Source organism: Humitalea rosea (assembly GCF_003253705.1).
In the GTDB taxonomy this organism is placed as follows: Bacteria; Pseudomonadota; Alphaproteobacteria; order Acetobacterales; family Acetobacteraceae; genus Humitalea; species Humitalea rosea.
Window position 1 is genome coordinate 26,637 of record NZ_QKYU01000015.1, and the last position, 17,688, is coordinate 44,324.

Consider the following 17,688-nt stretch of genomic DNA (forward strand, 5'->3'; position numbering starts at 1 on the left):
CATGCCGATCATCAACCGCATCGCCGATTTCCACGAGGACATGACCGCCTGGCGGCGCGATTTCCACATGCACCCCGAGATCGGGCTGCAGGAGCACCGCACCAGCGCCATCGTCGCCCAGAAGCTGCGGGAGTTCGGGGTAGACGAGGTCATCACCGGCATCGCCCAGACCGGCGTCGTCGGCCTCATCCACGGCCGCGGCGACAGCACCCAGGCCATCGGGCTGCGCGCCGACATGGATGCGCTGCCGATCGAGGAGCTGACCGGCGCCCCTTGGGCCAGCACAACCCCCGGCACGATGCATGCCTGCGGCCATGACGGCCACACCACCATGCTGCTGGGCGCCGCCCGCTACCTCGCCGAGACCCGCAATTTCGACGGCACCGTGGTGCTGATCTTCCAGCCGGCCGAGGAGAACCTGGCCGGTGGCGAGCTGATGGTGAAGGAAGGGCTGTTCGAGCGGTTCCCGGTCCAGCAGGTCTATGGCATCCACAACTGGCCGGGTGCGCCGGAGAACACCTTCCTCTGGCGGGTCGGGCCGGTGATGGCCGCGGTCGCCAACATCGACATCACCATCCGCGGCAAGGGTGCCCATGGCGCCATGCCGCACCAGGGGATCGACCCGGTGGTGATCGCGGCCCAGGTGGTCAGCGCGCTGCAATCCATCGTGGCGCGCAACGTGGAGCCGGTGGAGGCGGGGGTTGTCACCATCGGCCATATCCATGGCGGCAACACCTGGAACGTCATCCCCGAGACGGTGACGATGCAGGGCACCGCCCGCTGGTTCAAACCCGAGGTCGGCGACATCCTGGAGCAAGGCGTCATCCGCCTCGCCACCGGGATTGCCGAGGCCTTCGGCGCCACCGCCGAAGTGATCTTCCGCCGCTCCTACCCCGCCACGGTCAATGAGGCGGAATCCACCCATCGCGCCGCCCGCGCCGCCCGCGCCGTGGTCGGCGAGGCCCGCGTGATGGAGATGGAGAAGCCCACCATGGGCGGCGAGGATTTCTCCTTCATGCTGAACGAGAAGCCCGGCGCCTATCTGATGCTCGGCGGCGGCAAGGACGCTTCCGATCCGCAGGTCCACCACCCGAAATACGACTTCAACGACGCGATCCTGCCGACCGGCGCCTCCTATTGGGCGACGCTGGTCGAACAACTGCTGCCGAGGCAGGGGTGATGATCCGGGCCCTGCTCGCGGCCGCCTTGCTTGGCGGCTGCGTCCAGGTGGTGGCGCCGCCACCGCAGGGCCCCGGTGCTTCCCTCGGCGCGCTGCTGGATGCGGCAATCGCGGCCCAGCAGCAGCAAGAGCAGCAGGCCCCCTATGGCGAGTATGTCGCCCCCAAGCCGCGCTATTGATCGCCCCATTGATCGACTCTGGGGCGCCCCCGATATCGCTTCCGTGATAGCGGCGGTAGGATGGCGGCGATGAGCGATTCAACCCTCCCGCCTTTTCGTGCCACTCCCCAACTCGGCGACCATGTCTGGCAGGGGGCGAACCTTGCCCCGGATGCCTTCATGCGCGCCCTGGGCAGCAAGGCCACCGCCGAGATCGAGGCCGCCCTGGCCGGCGCCGGCGGGCTGACAGAGCTGATACCCGAGCTGAACGAGATCGCCGGCCGGCTCGACCATGGCCGCGGGCTGGCGTTGCTGCGCGGCCTGCCGGTCGAGCGTCTGGCGCCCGATGCGGCGGCCAAGGCGGCGCTGCTGGCGCTGCTGTGCGGGCCGCTGGGCAGCCAGATCGCCCCCCCCGGCCCGATGGCGGAGGAGCCCGGCCGCGCCGATGTCTGGGCCTTGCTGTCGGAGGCGGCGCAGGAGGTGATGCTGGTCTCGGCCGCCGCCGTGCATAATGCGGTGATGCAGGCGGATCGGGGGGCGCTCGCCCGGTTCTTCGCCCCGCCCCGGCCGGTGTTCAGCACCACAGGCGGCGTCTTCGCGGGGCGCCATCGCGCCCATCCGGCGCTGGCCGAGGCCCTGTCCGATCCGGCGCTGGCGCTGCGGCTGCATCTGCGCGCGGGGGATGTGCTGCTGCTCAACCCGTCGCTGGTCTGGTGGGTGGGCCCGCCGCCCAAGGCGGTGACGGGCCTGGCCCTGACCACCGAGCCGTCCCGGCTCGGGCTGCCGATCTGGGCCTGATCTCGGCCTGATCTGGGCCTGAAGCTCAGGCCCGCTCGATCAGCTCGATCTTGTAGCCGTCCGGGTCCTCGACGAAGGCGATGACCGTGGTGCCGAACTTCACCGGCCCCGGCTCGCGGGAGATCTTGGCCCCGGCGGCGCGCAGCGCGTCGCAGGTCGCATAGATATCCGGCACGCCGACCGCCAGATGGCCGAAGGCGGTGCCGAGTTCGTAGCTGTCCACGCCATAGTTGTAGGTCAGCTCGATCACCGCCGCCCCGGTGGATTCCTCGGCATAGCCGACGAAGACCAGCGTGTACTTGCCATCGGGCACGTCGCGGCGGCGCAGTTCCTTCATGCCCAGGAGCTTGGTGTAGAACTCGACGCTGCGCTCAAGGTCGGTCACGCGCAGCATGGTGTGCAGGAAGCTCGGCATCAGTTGGGTTCTCCTGTCCATTCGCCGGGGTCGATGGCCAGCAGGAAAAACCCCGCCGCCTCGGCCAACCGGCAGGTTTCCTCGCGGTCGATCAGGATGCCGCCATGGGCCTCCATGGCCAGGCCGCGCAGCCCCGCCGCCACCGCCGCCCGGACCGTGTCCGGCCCGGTGGTGGGCAGGTCGAAGCGTCGATCCTGCCCGGGTTTCAGCAGCTTCACCAGCACGCCGCCGGGGCCCTCGCGTCGCAGATCCCCGGCGCGGGCGATCATGGCATCGGTGCCCTCGATCGCCTCCACCGCCAGGACCAGCCCCTGCTGCACGACGCAGCCCTGGCCGATATCGGCGGGGCCGAGGCTCGACAGCACCGCCACCCCGCGCCGGATATCGGCACGCGCCGTCTCATCGGGCTCCGGCCCCGCGAGCCGCCCCGGCGGCACCTGCAGGCTGGTCAGGAATTGCTGCGCGCCGAGCGGTTCGAAACCTTCATCCCGCAGCACCCGCGCGACCGCGACCAGCAGCGTGTCATCGCCGCCGAAGGCCCGCATGCCGATCTTGGGAAGCAGCCGCGCGGCACCGGCATCGGGCCGCAAGGCGAAGAAGGAGGGGCGGGTGACGCGGCCGACCATGACCATCTGCCGCACGCCCTGCTCGCGGAACCAGCCCAGCATCCGCCCGGCGGCGCCGAGGCGGCAGATGATATGCGGCTGGTCGGCGTAATGGGCCGGGTCGCCGAACCCCTCCAGCACCACGACGCGGACCTCGTGGCCGGCGGCAAGCGCCGCATCCAGGGTCCGGCGCGGGAGTAGCCCGGCGCCGACGACGAAGCCGACGGGCGCCATCTCAGGCCTCGCCGGCGTCGTCGTCCTCGACCAGCGCGGCGCGGCCGGCCTTGCAGAAGCCGCGCTTGGACGGGGCGCGCAGGAAGGCGAGGATCTCGGCCAGTTGCGGCAGATCGGGCCATTGCGCCTCGGCCGCCGCACGGCGCTCGTCGATGCTGCCGGGGCCGAAGAACAGGCTGCGGAAGGCGAGCCGCATCGCATGGCGCTCCAGCCGCGCCACGCCGCGCCGCTTCAGCCCGATCTGGTTCAGCCCGATCACCCGCGCCCGGTTGCCGAGCACCGCGCCATAGGGGATGACATCGGCCTCGACGCCCGACAGCCCGCCGATCACCGATTGCCGGCCGATGCGGACGAACTGGTGCACCGCCGCACCGCCGCCGACGAAGACGGTGTCCTCGATCTCGACATGGCCGCCCAACAGCACGTTGTTGGCCAGCAGCACCCGGTCGGCCAGGATGCAATCATGCGCGACATGCGCGCCGACCATGATCATGCAATCCGCCCCGACGGTGGTGACGCCATGGCCGCTGACCGAGCCGCGATGGATCGTCGCGTGCTCGCGCACCATGGTGCGGGCGCCGATCTCGACCCGGGTCGGCTCGCCCTTGTACTTCAGATCCTGCGGCGCCTGGCCGATGGTCGCGAAGGGATGCACCCGCACCCCTTCGGCGAGGGTCGCATGGCCCTCGATCACCACATGGGAAATCAGCTCGACGCCCGCGCCCAGCACGGCATCGGGCCCGACGATGCAATAGGGCCCGATCCGGCAATCGGGCGCGATGCGCGCCCCCGAGGCGACGATCGCGGTCGGGTGGATCAGCCCCGATTTGGCGGCGGCGGGAAGGATGCTGGTTGCCACCTTCACTTGTCCAGGATCATCGCGGCATAGGTCGCCTCGGCCACCACAACCCCGTCCACGCGCGCCTCGCCACGGAACTTCCAGACATTGCCGCGACGGCGGTCCTTGGTGACATGGATGCGCATCTGATCTCCGGGCACCACGGGCTTGCGAAACTTCGCGCCCTCGATCGACATGAAATAGACGAGCTTGCCCTTGGCGGAAGGGCCCAGCGTCTCGACCACCAGCACCGCGGCGGTCTGGGCCATCGCCTCGATGATCAGCACGCCCGGCATCACCGGGTGGTGGGGGAAGTGGCCGGCGAAGATATGCTCGTTGATGGTGACGTTCTTGATGCCGATCGCCGATTCATCGTGGATCAGATCCACGACGCGGTCGATCATCAGCATCGGGAAGCGATGCGGGATCGCCGCCATGATCCCGGCGATGTCGAGCGTGTCGGGGGCCAAGGCGGGCCCCTCGGCCGCGGCCTGGGCGGTGGTATCGGGCGAGGCATCCATGGCTCAGGCCTTTTTGGCGGTTGGTTGTCCGAGCTGGCGGAGACGGGCGAAGGCACGCAGCGTGTCGCGCGCCGGCCAGGCGGGGCTGCCGAGCACATCCTGCCCGGCGGGAACATCGCTCATCACCCCGGCCTGGGCACCGACCCGCACCTTGCTGCCGAGGTTCAGATGGCCGGCAACCCCGACCTGCCCGGCCAGGGTCACGTAGTCGCCAAGCGTGGTTGACCCGGCGATGCCAGCCTGTCCGACGATGACGCATCCCTTGCCCATCGTGACGTTGTGGGCGACCTGCACCAGATTGTCGATCCGCGAACCGGCGCCGATCACCGTGTCCTGCTGGCCGCCACGGTCGATGCAGGCATTGGCGCCCACCTCCACGCGGTCGCCGAGCAGCACGCGGCCAAGCTGGGGCGCCGTCTCGAAACGCCCCTCGGCGGTGAACACCAAGCCGAAGCCTTCCTGGCCGACCCGGGCGCCCGGGTGCAGCACTACGCCATCACCGGCGAGAGTATGCGAGGCGCTCGCATGGGTCAGAATCCGGCAGCCGCGACCGAAGACGCACCAAGGCCCGATCGCCGCATGGGCGCCGAGCAGGCTGCCGTCCCCGATCCGCGCGCCCTCGCCAACCACGGCATAGGGGCCGATCTCGCACTCCGCGCCAATCTCGGCGGTGGGGTCGATGACGGCGGTGGGGTGAATGCCCGGGCGCGGCGGCGGCACCGGATGGAACAAGGCGGCCACGCGGGCGAAGGCCAGTTGCGGCGCGGCCATCGCCAGCGCCACGCAATGGGGCGGTGCCAGGGCCGCCTGCTCGGGCAGGCAGAACACCGCACCCGCCGCGGTGTCCCGCAGCGCGGGCAGATAGCGGCGGCTTTCAATGAAGGAGATCTGGTCCGCCGTCGCCGCCCGCAAGGTGGCGGTGCCGGTGAACACCATGGCGCCGTCCGCGCCCTCGGGCAGCACGACGCCGAGCAGGGCCGCGATGGCGCCCAGGCTCTGCGGCCGCGGCGGCCCGAAGAAACGCGGATCGGCGGCCAAGGTCAGTTCCGCCGGGCGGGGGCGGCCGGGGCGGCGGGCGGGGTCGCGGGCGCCGCGGCGGCCGCGGGGGTGGCGCCCTCGGCCGGCAGCGTCACGGTCCGCAGCACGCGGTTCAACTGCTGCGCGACCTCGTCGGTCAGGTCGAAGGGCGCCTCGTTGAAGATCACCAGCGGGCGCGGCAGCACGAGGTTCACCCCACGGCTGGTCGCGACCTGGCGCAGCACGACGGCCAGGGCCTGCTCGATTTCCTGCAGCGCGGCCTGGGCGGTCTGCTCGATCGCCCGGTTGCGCTCACGGAAGATGCGCTGCGCATCGGTGATGCGGTCCTGCAGGCCACGCTCGCGTTCACGAAGCTGGTCGGCGCTCAGGGTGGCGCGCTGGTTGGCGAGCGCCTGCTGCTCCTCCCGCCAGCGGCCCTGCTCACGCTGCAGATCGTCGTTCAGCCGCTGCCGGCGTCGCTCGATCTCCTCGCGCACGCCATTGAAGGCGGAGGAGACGCGCTGCACCTCGGGCACATCGACGATGCCGATGACGGCCGCCGGCGGCGGCTCGCCGGCCGCGAGCGGGGCGGGGTTCGGCCCAGCCGGGCGGGCCGGCGGGCGTGCGGGCGCCGGCGCGGGCCGGGCCGGGCGCTGCGCCTGCGGCGGCCGCTGCTGCCCCCCACCAGGGACGAACCATTCCTGCTGGGCCTGCGCCAGCGCGGGGGCCGGCAGAAGCGGAAGGATAAGGCTCAGGCCCGCCACGAGGGCGGCGGTTGCGCGAAGCGCCATGATACGATTTCCCGTGAATTGACGGATCAGAACCGCGTTCCGAAGCCAAAGCGGAACACCTGGGTCTGATCGTAGGATTTCTTGATGACGGCCTGCCCGAAATCGAGGTTGATCAGGCCGAACGGACTGCGCCAGGAGATGCCGACACCCACGCCGACGCGCGGGCTGCTGTCATCCTCGACGCCCGCCGCGGAGACGGACTGCGACAGCGAGCCGACATCGACGAAGGTGCGGCCGAGCAGCCCCAGCTCATCCGGGACCGGCAGCGGGAAGCGGAACTCGCTGCTCTGCGTCCAGATCATCCGGCCGCCGAGGCTGTCGTTGGTGGTGATGTCGCGCGGGCCGGCACCGGCGGTGCGGAAGCCGCGCAGATTGTCGCCGCCGAGGAAGAAGCGGTCGATGATGCGCTCATCGGTGCCGGACAGGTTCTGCAAATACCCGGCCGAGGCGCTGAGCGCGATCACGTAGCTCTGGTGGCCAAGCAGCCGGTCGAGCGGGATGTAATAGGAGCCATCCACCCGCGAACGCAGGAAGGAGACATCGCCGCCGAGGCCCGCGAGGTCGTTCGCCAGGCGCAGCACATAGCCGTCGCGCGGCTCCAGCCGGCTGTCGCGGCGGTCGTAGGTCAAGGTCTGGCTGACCTGGCTCAACAGGGTGATGCCCTGCTGTTCCTTGATGTAGCGGCTGGCGTCGCTGAGGATGTCGTACACATCGCGCTGGATGAGGCTGTAGGACAGCGTCTGCCGCAAATATTCGTTGAACTCGTAGCCGATGCGGACCACGCCGCCCGCGCGCCGCTCCTTGTAGGAGGAGGTGTCGGTGAGGTCGCGCTGCACGTAGAACAGATCCCCGCCGAGGGCGAGGTTGCGGTCCAGGAAGGACGGATCGGTGACCGAGAGGTCGATCTGGCTGCGCTGCTCGGCGATGGCGGCGTTGATGCGGGCATCGAGGCCGGTGCCAAGCAGGTTGCGCTCGCGGATGCCGAAATCGATCAGCGCGCCGGCATCGGTCGAATACCCGCCGCCGAGCGAGATTTCGCCGGTCGCCTTCTCGGCCACCTGGGTGTTCAGGATCACGCGGTCGGGGGCGCTGCCCGGCTGGGCATTCACCTCGGCGCGGGAGAAGTAGCCCAGGTCCTGGATGCGCTGGCGCGAGCGGCGCACCTGCGCGGCATTGAAGGCATCGCCCTCGGCCACGCGGAACTCGCGCCGGATCACGCGATCCTCGGTGCGGGTGTTGCCGGTGATGTCGATGCGCTCGATGTAGTTGCGCGGCCCCTCGGCGACCTCGAACACCAGGCCGATGGTCGCATTCTCGCGGTTGCGGGTGATGCGGGGCGTGACGTCGACGAAGGGGAAGCCGCGGCGGTTGGCGGCATCGGAAATCGCCGTGGTGGTGCGTTCCACCGAATCGCCGTCGTACCAGTCGCCGGTCTCGATCTTCATCTCGGGCGCCAGGGTCGCGATGTCGAGGTTGCGGACACTGCCGCTCACCTCGGCGCTCGTCACCCGGTAGCGGGGGCCTTCCTCGATCGTATAGGTCACGAAGAAGCCGGAGCGATCGGCCGCGAGCTCGGCCGTGCTGCCGCTGATGTTCACATCGGCATAGCCCTCGCGCAGGTAGAAGCGGCGCAGCAGCTCGCGGTCGAAGTTCAGCCGCTCCGGCTCGAAGGTGTCGGAGGAGGAGAGCAGGCGGTACCAGGCGGCCTCGCGGGTCGCGACGACCTCCTTCAGCCGGCTGTCGGAGAAGGAGGTGTTGCCGACGAAGGCGATGCGGGAGACGAGGGTCGTCTCGCCCTCGGTGATCTCATAGACGACATCGACCCGGTTCTGGTCGAGCTCGATGATCTTGGGCTCGATCCGGGCGCCGAAGCGGCCACGGCGGGCATACAGGTCCAGCATCCGCTGCCGGTCGGCCTGCACCGTCTGGGGGGTGAAGACGGCGCGGGCGCGGGTCTGCACCTCCGGCCGCAGCACATCGTCGCTGAGCTTGCGATTGCCCTCGAAGGCGACGCGATTGACGATCGGGTTCTCGACCACCCGCACCGTCACCGTGCCGCCGCTCGGCGTGACGGTGACATCGCGGAACAGCCCGGTCGCGAACAGCGTCCGCAGGCTGCGGTCCAGCCGGTCGGGATCCATCGGATCGCCCGGCTGCACCAGCATGTAGGAGCGGATGGTCTCCGCCTCGATCCGCTGATTGCCCTGGACCTCCACGGCTTGCACCGTCGGGAAGCTGGGGGCCGCGGGCGGAGCGGGGCGCCGCTGCTGCGCCTCGGCCGGAGCCGCCAGAGACAGCGGGACGAGGCAGGACGCTGCGAGCAGCAGGGCGCGGCTGGGGGTCAAGGCTGGTTCCTGGCGGTGCACAAAGCGTGAAGGACGGCGGACACTACTCTGCCCGCCCACGCGGCGCCAACCCTGGGAGAATAAACAGCCTCAGCCGAACAATCCGGCCGCCCAACGGAACACGCCAAGGCTGGTCAGGTCGTTCCAGGTGGCGAAGACGAACAGCGCCATCAGCAGTGCAAACCCAGCCTGGAAGCCATATTCCACCGCCCGCGCCGGCAGCGGCCGGCCCCGGATCGCCTCGGCCGCGTAGAAAACGAGATGGCCGCCATCGAGCACGGGAATCGGGAACAGGTTGATCAGCGCCAGATTGACCGAAAGCACCGCGATGAAGGTGATGAGACTCGCAGCCCCCATGGTCGCGACCTGGCCTGAAAGCTGGGCGATCCGCAGCGGCCCGCCGAGTTCATCGGCGCTGCGCTGGCCGGAGACCATCTGCCACAGGCCATGCAGGGTCTGCCCCGTCACCGTCCCGGTATGCGCGACGCCGGCCCAGGCCGCGCTCAGCGGATCGAGGCGCACGAAGGTCGGCACGCCGCCGCCGACGCCAAGCCGGCCCTCGGTCGAATCGGGCCGCGCCTCCGGGGTCGCCGAGAGCACCGCCTCCTCGCCCGAGGCGCGGGCGATGCGCAATTCGATCGGCACGCCGGCGCGGGGCAGGACGTGGGTCTGCACCTCCTCGAAGCGGGTGACCGGGGTGCCGTCCATCGCCAGGATGCGATCGCCGGGCTGCAGCCCGGCGCGGGCGGCGGCCGAGCCTTCCGCCACGCTGGCGATGGTCGTGCTGCCGATGGGCTGGCCGACGCTGACGAAAAGCCCGGCGAACAGCACGGCCGCGAGGGCGAAGTTGGCGATGGGCCCGGCCGCGACCACGATGGCGCGGTCGATCACGGGTTTTTCATGGAAGGTCTCGCCCGGGCGCCAGGCGGCGCGCTGCTCCGGCGTCGCGTCATCCGGGCCTTCCTGGCCGTGCAGCTTCACATAGCCGCCGAGCGGGAGCCAACCGATCTGCCATTCGGTGCCGCGGCTGTCGGTCCATCTCGCCAGGGCCCGGCCGAAGCCGACCGAGAAGCGCTCGACATAAACACCGCGCCAGCGCGCGGCGAGGTAGTGGCCGAGTTCGTGGATGAAGACGAGGACGCCCAGCACCACGACGAAGGAGAGCACTGTGCGGAAAGGTTCGGGCAGAAGGTCCAACACAATCACTCCGTAAGGGCGTCAGACAGCTGCGAGCGGCTGCGCGGCCGGCAGGGCCGCCGTTGCCAACCGCCGCGCCTGAGTGTCCAGCGCCAGCACCGCATCCAGATCCACGACGGGCGGGGTGCCCATCCTGTCCAGGATACGTTCAACAAGTTCGGCAATGCCGAGGAAGCCGAGGCGGCCAGCCAGGAAGGCGGCCACCGCGACCTCGTTCGCCGCATTCAGAATGGTGGGGGCGCCGGCCCCCACCCTCAAGGCCTCGCGGGCCAGATGCAGCGCCGGGAAACGTTTTGTATCGGGTGTGAAGAATTCCAGCCGCGCCAGCGCCGCCAGATCCAGCCGCGGCACCGCGGCCGCCATGCGATCCGGCCAGGCCAGGCAATGGGCGATCGGCGTCCGCATGTCCGGGGCGCCAAGCTGGGCCAGGATCGAGCCATCCGAGAATTGCACCAGCCCATGCACCGCCGATTGGGGATGCACCAGCACCTCGATCCGGTCCGAGTCGAGGCCGAACAGCCGCGCGGCCTCGATCACCTCCAGCCCCTTGTTCATCATGGTCGCCGAATCGACGCTGATCTTGGCGCCCATCGACCAGACCGGATGCCGCACCGCCTGCGCCGGGGTCACGGCGGCCAACTGCTCATCGGTCATCAGCCGGCAGGGGCCGCCGGAGGCGGTGAGGATGATCTTCTCCACCGCATCGGCCGGGTGGCCCTGCATCGCCTGGAAGATGGCGTTGTGCTCGGAATCGACCGGCAGCAGCCGCGCGCCGGAGGCACGGGCGGCGGCCAGCATCACCTCGCCGGCGGAGACCAGGGCCTCCTTGTTGGCCAGGGCCACGGTCTTGCCCTGGGCCAGGGCGGCCAGGGTCGGGCGCAGCCCGGCGGCGCCGACGATCGCGGCCATGGTCCAGTCGGTGGGCAGGCTCGCGGCTTCCAGCAAGGCCGCCTCGCCGGCGCCGGAGCGCAGGCCGGTGCCGGCCAGGGCCTCGCGCAGGGCCATGCCCTCGGCGGCATCGGCGACGACGGTGAGATCGGGGCGGAAGCGGCGCGCCAAGGCGGCGAGTGCCGCCACATCGCGATGCGCGGTCAGCGCCGCGACGGCGAAGGCGCCCTCTGGCGCTGCCTCCAGCAAGGCGATGGTGCTGCGCCCGACCGAGCCGGTCGCGCCCAGGATGGTGATGCGCCTCATTGCCACAGCACCACGCCATAGCCGACGAAGAGCGCGAGCAGGGCCGCCGTGGGGGCCGCCGCCAGCACGCCATCCAGCCGGTCCAGCAGCCCGCCATGGCCGGGGATCAGGCTGGAGGTGTCCTTGACGTGGAAATGCCGCTTGATCGCGCTTTCCAGCAGGTCGCCCGCCTGGGTCGCGACGCCGAGCAGCGCCGCCACCGCCATCACCCGCCCGGTCGGGCCGGGCGCCATGGCCGAGGCGACCGCGACACCCACGATCATCGCCCCGAGCAGCCCGCCCAGCGCCCCCGACCAGGTCTTTCCCGGCGAGATGGCGGGCGCGAGCCTGGGCCCGCCAAAGGCGCGGCCGGCGAGATAGGCGCCGCTGTCGCTGGCCCAGACCACCAGGAACAGGAACAGCACATTCGCCTGCCCCGCCGCATTGTCGTGACGCAGCTCGATCAGCGCGATGCCGGCGAGACCGATATAGAGCACCCCGATCGCGAGCCAGGCCGGCGGCTTGGTCGGCGCCACATCCCGCGCCGCGATCACCCAGGTCCCGACGAAGCCCAGGAACAGCACCAGCAGCGCGAGGCGGCCCTCATCGGCGATGGAGAAGGTGCAGGCCGCCAGCACGACCAGCGGGACCGCCGCCCCCGGCAAGGTCCGCGTCCGCAGCCCGCAGAGATGCACCCATTCCCAGGCCAGCACCGCGATGGCGAGCGCGATCATCGCGGTCCAGGGCGCGGCCCCGAGCCAGATGCCGGCCAGCGCCGCGGGGCCCAACACCGCCGCCGACAAGGCGCGTTTGCGCAGGTCGCGCCAATCCTTTGACGTTCTGGCCGTCGCCACCGGGGCCGCGGACATGCGGCTCAGCCCGACCTGAGGCCGAAGCGGCGCTCGCGCCCGGCGTATTCGGCCAGGGCGGCACGCAGATGCTCGGCGCCGAAATCCGGCCAGAGCACATCGGGGAAGGTGAATTCGGCATAGGCCGCCTGCCAGAGCAGGAAATTCGACAGCCGCTGCTCGCCCGAGGCGCGGATCACGAGGTCGGGGTCGGGCATGCCCGCGGTCGAGAGGCGCGAGGAGACCAGCGCCTCGGTCACATCCTCAAGCCGCAGGGTGCCGGCCGCGACATCGGCCGCGATGGCGCGGGTGGCGGCGACGATCTCGGCCCGCGCGCCATAGGAGAGCGCAACATTCAGGTTCAGCCGGGTGCCCCCGGCGGTGCGGGTCTCGGCGGTGATGATGGCCTCGGCGATGTCCGGGCCGAAGCGCTTGCGATCCCCGATCACCCGCAGCCGGACGCCGTTCTTCACGAGCTGCCCGACCTCATGCCGCAAATACAGGCCGAGCAGGCCGGTGAGGTCCCGGACCTCCTCCTCCGGCCGGTTCCAGTTCTCGGAGGAAAAGGCGAAGAGCGTCAGCCAGCGGATGCCGGAATCGGCCGCGGCCTCGATGGTGCGGCGGGCGGCCTCGGCGCCGGCCTTGTGGCCCAGGGCGCGCGGCAGGCCGCGGGCCTGCGCCCAGCGGCGATTGCCGTCCATGATGATGCCGACATGGACCGGAACGCCCCCCCCGGCGGATGCCGGCAGCAGCGCGGGCGCCTGGGTCGCGGGCTCCAGTGCCGCGGAGGTATCGGGGGCGGCCATCAGACCGTCTTGATGTCCTTTTCCTTGTCGGTGAAGATGCCGTCGATCTGCTTGATGTATTGATCGGTCAGTTTCTGCACCGCATCGGTCCAGTCCTTGGCCTCATCCTTGCTGATCGGCGCCTTCTTGTCCTTCTCGGCGTTTTTGGTCTGCTCCATCCCGTCGCGGCGGACGCCGCGGATGGCGATCTTGGTCGATTCGGCGTATTTGGAGGCGGCCTTGACCAGATCGTTGCGGCGCTCCTCGGTCAGCGGCGGCAGGGGCACGCGGATCACCTGGCCCTCGGTCTGCGGGTTCAGGCCAAGCTGGGCCTCGCGGATGCCCGCTTCCACCGCCTTCACCAGCGACTTGTCCCAGACCTGGACCTGCAACAGCCCCGGCCCCGCGACCGCGACGCTGGCGACCTGGTTCAGCGGGGTGTTGTTGCCATAGGCATCGACGCGCACCGTCTCCAGCAGCGCCGGGCTCGGGCGGCCGGCCCGCAGGCCCTGGTATTCCTTCTTGAGGGTCTCGATCGCGCCGTCCATGCGACGGGTCAGATCCTCTTTCAGTCCTGCAAGATCGATCGGCATGACCCAACTCCCACCAAGTCTTAAATCGTCTGTATCACTGGTCTATCACGGTCGTGAACTTGCCTTCGCCCTTCATGACGGCGGTGAAGGCCCCCGGCTCATGGATGTTGAAGACAATGATGGGAAGATGGTTTTCCCGTGCCAGGCTGATGGCGGCGGCATCCATCACGGCCAGGTCGCGGGAGAGGATATCGAGGTAGGTCAGAGTCTCGTAGCGCTCGGCCCGCGGGTTCTTGCGCGGATCGGCGGAATAGATGCCATCGACCTGCGTGCCCTTCAGCAGCGCGTCGCAGCCCATCTCGGCGGCGCGCAGGGCGGCGGCGGTGTCGGTGGTGAAGAAGGGATTGCCGGTGCCGGCGGCGAAGATCACCACCCGCCCCTTCTCCATGTGCCGCACGGCGCGGCGGCGGATGAAGGGCTCGGCCAGCGAGGCCATGGTGATCGCCGATTGCACGCGGGTCTCGACGCCAGCACCTTCCAGCGCGTTCTGCATCGCCAGCGCGTTCATCACGGTCGCCAGCATGCCCATGCCATCGGCCTGGGCGCGGTCCATACCAACGGAGGCGGCGGAGACGCCGCGGAAGATATTGCCGCCGCCGATGACGAGGCAGACCTCGACACCAAGCTCGCGGACGCCCCGGACATCCTGGGCGATGGCCTTCACCACCTTGGTGTCGAGGCCATAGTCGCGGTCGCCCATCAGAGCCTCCCCCGAGACCTTGAGCAGCACGCGCTTGTATCGCGGCTCGGCCATGTGGGCTCCTTCGGGGGTGTGCTGTGAGGTTTTAGAGACGACGGCCAGGGGGCGGCAAGTCCCGCCCCCTTGCGTGTGTCAGTCCTTGGGGCCGACGCCGGTGGTCGTCGGGTGGGCGGTCCCGGCGGCGGCGGCGACTTCGGCGGCGAAATCGGCAGCCGGCGCCTTCTCGACGCCTTCGCCCAGGTGGAAGCGGGCGAAGCCGGTGAGCTTGGCGCCCGCCTTCTCGACGATGACCTTCACCCGGCTCTCGCCGTCATGCACCCAGACCTGCTCCAGCAGCACCACTTCCTCGTAGTACTTGCGGATGCGGCCCTCGACCATCTTGGCGATGATCGCCTCCGGCTTGCCCGAGGCGCGGGCCTGCTCGGAGAGCACGTCCTGCTCGCGGTGCAGCGCGGAGGGATCGACGCCGGAAACCTCCAGCGCCTCCGGCTTGGCGGCGGCGACATGCATGCCGATCTGGCGGCCGAGGACTTCGAGCGCATCGATCTCGGAGGGGGCTTCGAGCCCCACCAGCACGCCGATCTTGCCGAGGCCCGGCTTGATCGCATTGTGCATATAGGTCGCGACGATGCCGGATTCGACGCGCAGCACCTTGGCGCGGCGGATCGTCATGTGTTCGCCGATGGTGGCGATCAGGCGGGTCAACTCGTCGCCGACGGTGTGGAGGGTCCCGGGGTAGGTCGCGGCCTTCAGCGCCTCGACGTCGTCACCGACCGAGAGGGTGAGCCCGGCGACTTCGGCCACGAAATTCTGGAAGGGCTCGCTGCGGCCGACGAAATCGGTCTCGGCGTTGACTTCGACCATGCCGGCGACCTTGGGGCCGGAGGCGACGCCGACGAGGCCTTCGGTCGCGGCGCGGCCGGCCTTCTTGGCGGCCGAGGACAGGCCCTTCTTGCGCAGCCAGTCGATGGCCGCTTCCATCTCGCCGCCGTTTTCGACGAGCGCCTTCTTGCAATCCATCATGCCGGCGCCGGTGCGTTCACGCAGGTCGCGCACCAGCAAAGGGGTAATCTCGGCCATCGGAAGCTCTCCCGTGGGTGGTCATTACACAGCAAGCAGGCTCGCCGGGCGCATCAGCGCCCGGCGAGGATCATCAGGCCTGGGCGACCGGCGGCTCTTCGGCAGCGGGGGTCTCGGCGGCAGCGGGGGTCTCGCCGAGGAGTTCGGCGGCAAGCGCCTCATCCACCGGGGGCTCGCCCAGCACTTCGGCGGTCATGTCCGGCATGGCTTCCATCGGCAGGTCCTCGGCGGCGCCGAGATCCAGGCCGCTGGCCTGCAGGTTGGCGCTGATGCCGTCGAGCACGGCGCCGGCGACGCTGTCGCAGTACAAGGTGATGGCGCGGATCGCGTCGTCATTGCCCGGGATCGGGAAGGCGATGCCCGAGGGATCGGCATTGCTGTCGAGCACGGCGATGACCGGGATGCCGAGCTTGTTGGCTTCCTCGATCGCCAGCTTCTCCTTGACCGTGTCGATCACGAAGATGATGTCGGGCAGGCCGCCCATCTCACGGATGCCGCCCAGGGCGCGGTCCAGCTTGGCGCGGTCGCGCGTCAGCATCAGGACCTCTTTCTTGGTCAGGCCCGCGGTGTTGCCGGACAGCTGCTCGTCCATCTGCTTCAGGCGCTTGATGCTGCCCGTGATGGTCTTCCAGTTGGTCAGCATGCCGCCGAGCCAACGGTGGTTCACGTAATACTGGCCGCAGCGCGTCGCACTTTCGGCAACGTATTCGGCGGCGGCCTTCTTGGTGCCCACGAAGAGCACGCGGCCACCGGCAGCCACCACGTCACGGACGGCGCGCAGGGCGCGGTCCATCAGGGGGACGGTCTGCTGCAGGTCGAGGATGTGGACCTGGTTGCGGATGCCGAAGATGAACGGCGCCATCTTCGGGTTCCACCGGCGGGTGTGGTGGCCGAAATGGACGCCTGCTTCGAGCAGGCCGCGCAGGGAAACGTCTGGCATCGCCATGGGCGATTTCTTCCTTCTTCAAAAGTCCGGTTGAGCCTCCGCGGCACGAAGCCCGGCGAATGCCGGGACCGGACCCTGGCCCCATGAGGGGGGAAGGGTGCGCCGCGTGCGGATTTGCCCATCAGGCGACGCCTGATAAGCATTTGCCCGCCAGGCGACGCCTGACAAGCATTTACCCGTCAGGCGGCGCCTGACAAGCATTTGCCCGTCAGGCGACGCCTGACAGGCGGGATTTGCTCCCGGGGGATACCCGACCAGCGGCGCGGTGTATGGCGGAATGCGCGCGCCGGGGCAACCCCGCCCCGGTGGCGCGGGCGGATCAGGCCGCTTCGGACTCCGCCTCCGGCAGGCTGGCGGCGGGGTGCAGCAGCCCGTGGATGAAGCGCAGCTTCTCGATCACCGGCTGGCTGAGGAGGAAGGGGTAGAGGTCCGACAGGCCCATGCTGCGGTTCAGGCTGTTCATGGCGAAGGTCAGCGGCAGCCAGGCATGGATGATGCGGTCGAAATCCGCCTCCTCATGCGGGTCGAAGTCGATCCTTGTCGCCATATCGGTGGAATCGCCGACATTCGGCCGCAGCCGCATGCCATAGGCGAAGGCGGTTTCCAGCGTATCCACCATATGCAGGTAATGCGCCGTGGTTTCCGCGAAATCCTCCCAAGGGTGGGAGGTGGCATAGGCGCTGACGTAATGCTCCTGCCAGTTGTCCGGCGGACCGCTTTCATAATGCGTCTTCAGGGCGGCGGCGTAATCGACGCTGGGGTCCCCGAAGACCTGGCGGCAGGCGTAGAGTACCTCCCCCTGCCCCGCGTCCCGCACCAGCCGGTCCCAGAAGAAATGCGCGATCTCATGCCGCATATGGCCGAGCATGGTCCGGTAGGGCTCGCCCATGGAGACGCGGCGGCGCTCGCGCTCGGCGTCATCGCCCTCGGCGAGGTTGAAGGTGATCAGCCCCTTGTCATGACCCGTCAGCACCCGCGGCGCCTTGGGGTCCTTCGGGTCGGCCAGCACGTCGAAGACGAGCCCGGCCTCGGGGTCCTCCTCCCGCGTCGGCAAGGGCAGGTTCAGGCGCAGCAAGGTGACGAACAGCCGGTGCTGGCTGAACTCGATGGTGCGCCACATCTTCATGACCTTGGGGTCGTCCAGATTGGGCGCCCTGCGATTGTGCCGGCAGCAACGGCAGAACCGGCCATCCTCCTCGATCGGGACCAGCCAGTTGCAGGTGCCGAGCGTCGCATTGCTGCATGCGCGGTAGAGCGCGCCATCGGCCAGCGCCCGCAGCCCCTCCTCCTCCGGCTCCACCGCCGAGAGAATGCCGGCGGCGGGCAGGAAGCCGAGGCCATGGCCGCAGCGTTCGCAGCGCGTATTCTCGAAATACAGCGTGTTGCCGCAGGATTGGCATTCGAACAGACGCATAACCGGCCCCTTTTGGTCGCACACGGAACGCGGGCACGGCCGATTGGTTG

19 protein-coding genes are annotated in these 17,688 nt (G+C 69.6%); 3 read left to right on the forward strand and 16 right to left on the reverse strand.

Annotated elements, in window-relative coordinates:
* Position 1 precedes the first annotated feature (1 nt).
* The 3 genes from C8P66_RS13730 to C8P66_RS13740 all read left to right on the forward strand — a co-directional run bounded on the left by C8P66_RS13730 (position 2) and on the right by C8P66_RS13740 (position 2,136).
* The gene (locus C8P66_RS13730) at positions 2-1,180 is read left to right on the forward strand and encodes a M20 aminoacylase family protein (protein WP_111398847.1); all 1,179 of its coding nucleotides are present in this window, start codon (positions 2-4) and stop codon (positions 1,178-1,180) included.
* Complete coding sequence (locus C8P66_RS13735) at positions 1,180-1,359, forward strand: hypothetical protein (protein ID WP_111398848.1); 180 nt, start codon at positions 1,180-1,182, stop codon at positions 1,357-1,359. Before C8P66_RS13730 ends, C8P66_RS13735 begins: the two co-directional genes overlap by 1 nt.
* A 69-nt stretch (positions 1,360-1,428) precedes the next feature.
* Positions 1,429-2,136, forward strand: a complete 708-nt coding sequence (locus C8P66_RS13740) for a hypothetical protein (RefSeq protein ID WP_146422862.1) — start codon at positions 1,429-1,431, stop codon at positions 2,134-2,136.
* Positions 2,137-2,161: 25 nt separating this feature from the next.
* Here the strand turns inward: C8P66_RS13740 and gloA are convergent, their stop codons facing one another.
* The 16 genes from gloA to C8P66_RS13820 form a co-directional block, all read right to left on the reverse strand.
* The gene (gloA, locus tag C8P66_RS13745) at positions 2,162-2,551 is read right to left on the reverse strand and encodes a lactoylglutathione lyase (protein WP_111398850.1); all 390 of its coding nucleotides are present in this window, start codon (positions 2,549-2,551) and stop codon (positions 2,162-2,164) included.
* Positions 2,551-3,390, reverse strand: coding sequence for an LpxI family protein (locus C8P66_RS13750; RefSeq protein WP_111398851.1), 840 nt, complete (start codon positions 3,388-3,390; stop codon positions 2,551-2,553). Before C8P66_RS13750 ends, gloA begins: the two co-directional genes overlap by 1 nt.
* Position 3,391: 1 nt before the next feature.
* On the reverse strand, positions 3,392-4,249 hold the full coding sequence (gene lpxA, locus C8P66_RS13755) for an acyl-ACP--UDP-N-acetylglucosamine O-acyltransferase (protein ID WP_245903514.1): 858 nt from the start codon (positions 4,247-4,249) through the stop codon (positions 3,392-3,394).
* 2 nt (positions 4,250-4,251) lie between these two features.
* On the reverse strand, positions 4,252-4,749 hold the full coding sequence (gene fabZ / locus C8P66_RS13760) for a 3-hydroxyacyl-ACP dehydratase FabZ (RefSeq protein ID WP_111398852.1): 498 nt from the start codon (positions 4,747-4,749) through the stop codon (positions 4,252-4,254).
* A gap of 3 nt (positions 4,750-4,752) precedes the next feature.
* The gene (lpxD, locus tag C8P66_RS13765; protein WP_170141576.1) at positions 4,753-5,787 is read right to left on the reverse strand and encodes a UDP-3-O-(3-hydroxymyristoyl)glucosamine N-acyltransferase; all 1,035 of its coding nucleotides are present in this window, start codon (positions 5,785-5,787) and stop codon (positions 4,753-4,755) included.
* A gap of 2 nt (positions 5,788-5,789) precedes the next feature.
* The gene (locus C8P66_RS13770; RefSeq protein WP_111398853.1) at positions 5,790-6,557 is read right to left on the reverse strand and encodes an OmpH family outer membrane protein; all 768 of its coding nucleotides are present in this window, start codon (positions 6,555-6,557) and stop codon (positions 5,790-5,792) included.
* 26 nt (positions 6,558-6,583) lie between these two features.
* A complete protein-coding gene (bamA, locus tag C8P66_RS13775) occupies positions 6,584-8,902 on the reverse strand; it encodes an outer membrane protein assembly factor BamA (RefSeq protein ID WP_111398854.1) in 2,319 nt (772 codons plus the stop codon).
* A 90-nt stretch (positions 8,903-8,992) separates the two neighbouring features.
* Positions 8,993-10,099, reverse strand: a complete 1,107-nt coding sequence (gene rseP, locus C8P66_RS13780) for an RIP metalloprotease RseP (RefSeq protein ID WP_245903515.1) — start codon at positions 10,097-10,099, stop codon at positions 8,993-8,995.
* A gap of 21 nt (positions 10,100-10,120) precedes the next feature.
* Positions 10,121-11,293, reverse strand: coding sequence for a 1-deoxy-D-xylulose-5-phosphate reductoisomerase (gene dxr / locus C8P66_RS13785; protein WP_211314146.1), 1,173 nt, complete (start codon positions 11,291-11,293; stop codon positions 10,121-10,123).
* The gene (locus tag C8P66_RS13790; RefSeq protein WP_111398856.1) at positions 11,290-12,141 is read right to left on the reverse strand and encodes a phosphatidate cytidylyltransferase; all 852 of its coding nucleotides are present in this window, start codon (positions 12,139-12,141) and stop codon (positions 11,290-11,292) included. Before C8P66_RS13790 ends, dxr begins: the two co-directional genes overlap by 4 nt.
* A 5-nt stretch (positions 12,142-12,146) precedes the next feature.
* Positions 12,147-12,926 (reverse strand): polyprenyl diphosphate synthase, encoded by a 780-nt coding sequence (gene uppS / locus C8P66_RS13795; protein WP_111398857.1) that lies wholly within the window; start codon positions 12,924-12,926, stop codon positions 12,147-12,149.
* Entirely contained in the window at positions 12,926-13,498 is a 573-nt protein-coding gene (gene frr / locus C8P66_RS13800) for a ribosome recycling factor (protein ID WP_111398858.1), read from the reverse strand. Before frr ends, uppS begins: the two co-directional genes overlap by 1 nt.
* A 34-nt stretch (positions 13,499-13,532) precedes the next feature.
* Positions 13,533-14,252 (reverse strand): UMP kinase, encoded by a 720-nt coding sequence (gene pyrH, locus C8P66_RS13805; RefSeq protein WP_111398859.1) that lies wholly within the window; start codon positions 14,250-14,252, stop codon positions 13,533-13,535.
* Between the two features lie 78 nt (positions 14,253-14,330).
* Positions 14,331-15,278 (reverse strand): translation elongation factor Ts, encoded by a 948-nt coding sequence (gene tsf / locus C8P66_RS13810; RefSeq protein ID WP_111398860.1) that lies wholly within the window; start codon positions 15,276-15,278, stop codon positions 14,331-14,333.
* A 73-nt stretch (positions 15,279-15,351) separates the two neighbouring features.
* Complete coding sequence (rpsB, locus tag C8P66_RS13815; RefSeq protein ID WP_111398861.1) at positions 15,352-16,224, reverse strand: 30S ribosomal protein S2; 873 nt, start codon at positions 16,222-16,224, stop codon at positions 15,352-15,354.
* Between the two features lie 319 nt (positions 16,225-16,543).
* The gene (locus tag C8P66_RS13820) at positions 16,544-17,638 is read right to left on the reverse strand and encodes a zinc-binding metallopeptidase family protein (protein WP_111398862.1); all 1,095 of its coding nucleotides are present in this window, start codon (positions 17,636-17,638) and stop codon (positions 16,544-16,546) included.
* Between the last annotated feature and the right edge of the window lie 50 nt (positions 17,639-17,688).

Coding starts and splice junctions, on each gene's coding strand:
- uppS (WP_111398857.1), bottom strand. CDS start 12,926: ATGGCCGCCCCCGATACCTCCGCGGCACTGGAGCCCGCGACCCAGGCG.
- fabZ (WP_111398852.1), bottom strand. CDS start 4,749: ATGGATGCCTCGCCCGATACCACCGCCCAGGCCGCGGCCGAGGGGCCC.
- gloA (WP_111398850.1), bottom strand. CDS start 2,551: ATGCCGAGCTTCCTGCACACCATGCTGCGCGTGACCGACCTTGAGCGC.
- tsf (WP_111398860.1), bottom strand. CDS start 15,278: ATGGCCGAGATTACCCCTTTGCTGGTGCGCGACCTGCGTGAACGCACC.
- C8P66_RS13730 (WP_111398847.1), top strand. CDS start 2: ATGCCGATCATCAACCGCATCGCCGATTTCCACGAGGACATGACCGCC.
- C8P66_RS13740 (WP_146422862.1), top strand. CDS start 1,429: ATGAGCGATTCAACCCTCCCGCCTTTTCGTGCCACTCCCCAACTCGGC.
- C8P66_RS13750 (WP_111398851.1), bottom strand. CDS start 3,390: ATGGCGCCCGTCGGCTTCGTCGTCGGCGCCGGGCTACTCCCGCGCCGG.
- frr (WP_111398858.1), bottom strand. CDS start 13,498: ATGCCGATCGATCTTGCAGGACTGAAAGAGGATCTGACCCGTCGCATG.
- dxr (WP_211314146.1), bottom strand. CDS start 11,293: ATGAGGCGCATCACCATCCTGGGCGCGACCGGCTCGGTCGGGCGCAGC.
- C8P66_RS13735 (WP_111398848.1), top strand. CDS start 1,180: ATGATCCGGGCCCTGCTCGCGGCCGCCTTGCTTGGCGGCTGCGTCCAG.
- C8P66_RS13790 (WP_111398856.1), bottom strand. CDS start 12,141: ATGTCCGCGGCCCCGGTGGCGACGGCCAGAACGTCAAAGGATTGGCGC.
- rpsB (WP_111398861.1), bottom strand. CDS start 16,224: ATGGCGATGCCAGACGTTTCCCTGCGCGGCCTGCTCGAAGCAGGCGTC.
- C8P66_RS13820 (WP_111398862.1), bottom strand. CDS start 17,638: ATGCGTCTGTTCGAATGCCAATCCTGCGGCAACACGCTGTATTTCGAG.
- pyrH (WP_111398859.1), bottom strand. CDS start 14,252: ATGGCCGAGCCGCGATACAAGCGCGTGCTGCTCAAGGTCTCGGGGGAG.
- C8P66_RS13770 (WP_111398853.1), bottom strand. CDS start 6,557: ATGGCGCTTCGCGCAACCGCCGCCCTCGTGGCGGGCCTGAGCCTTATC.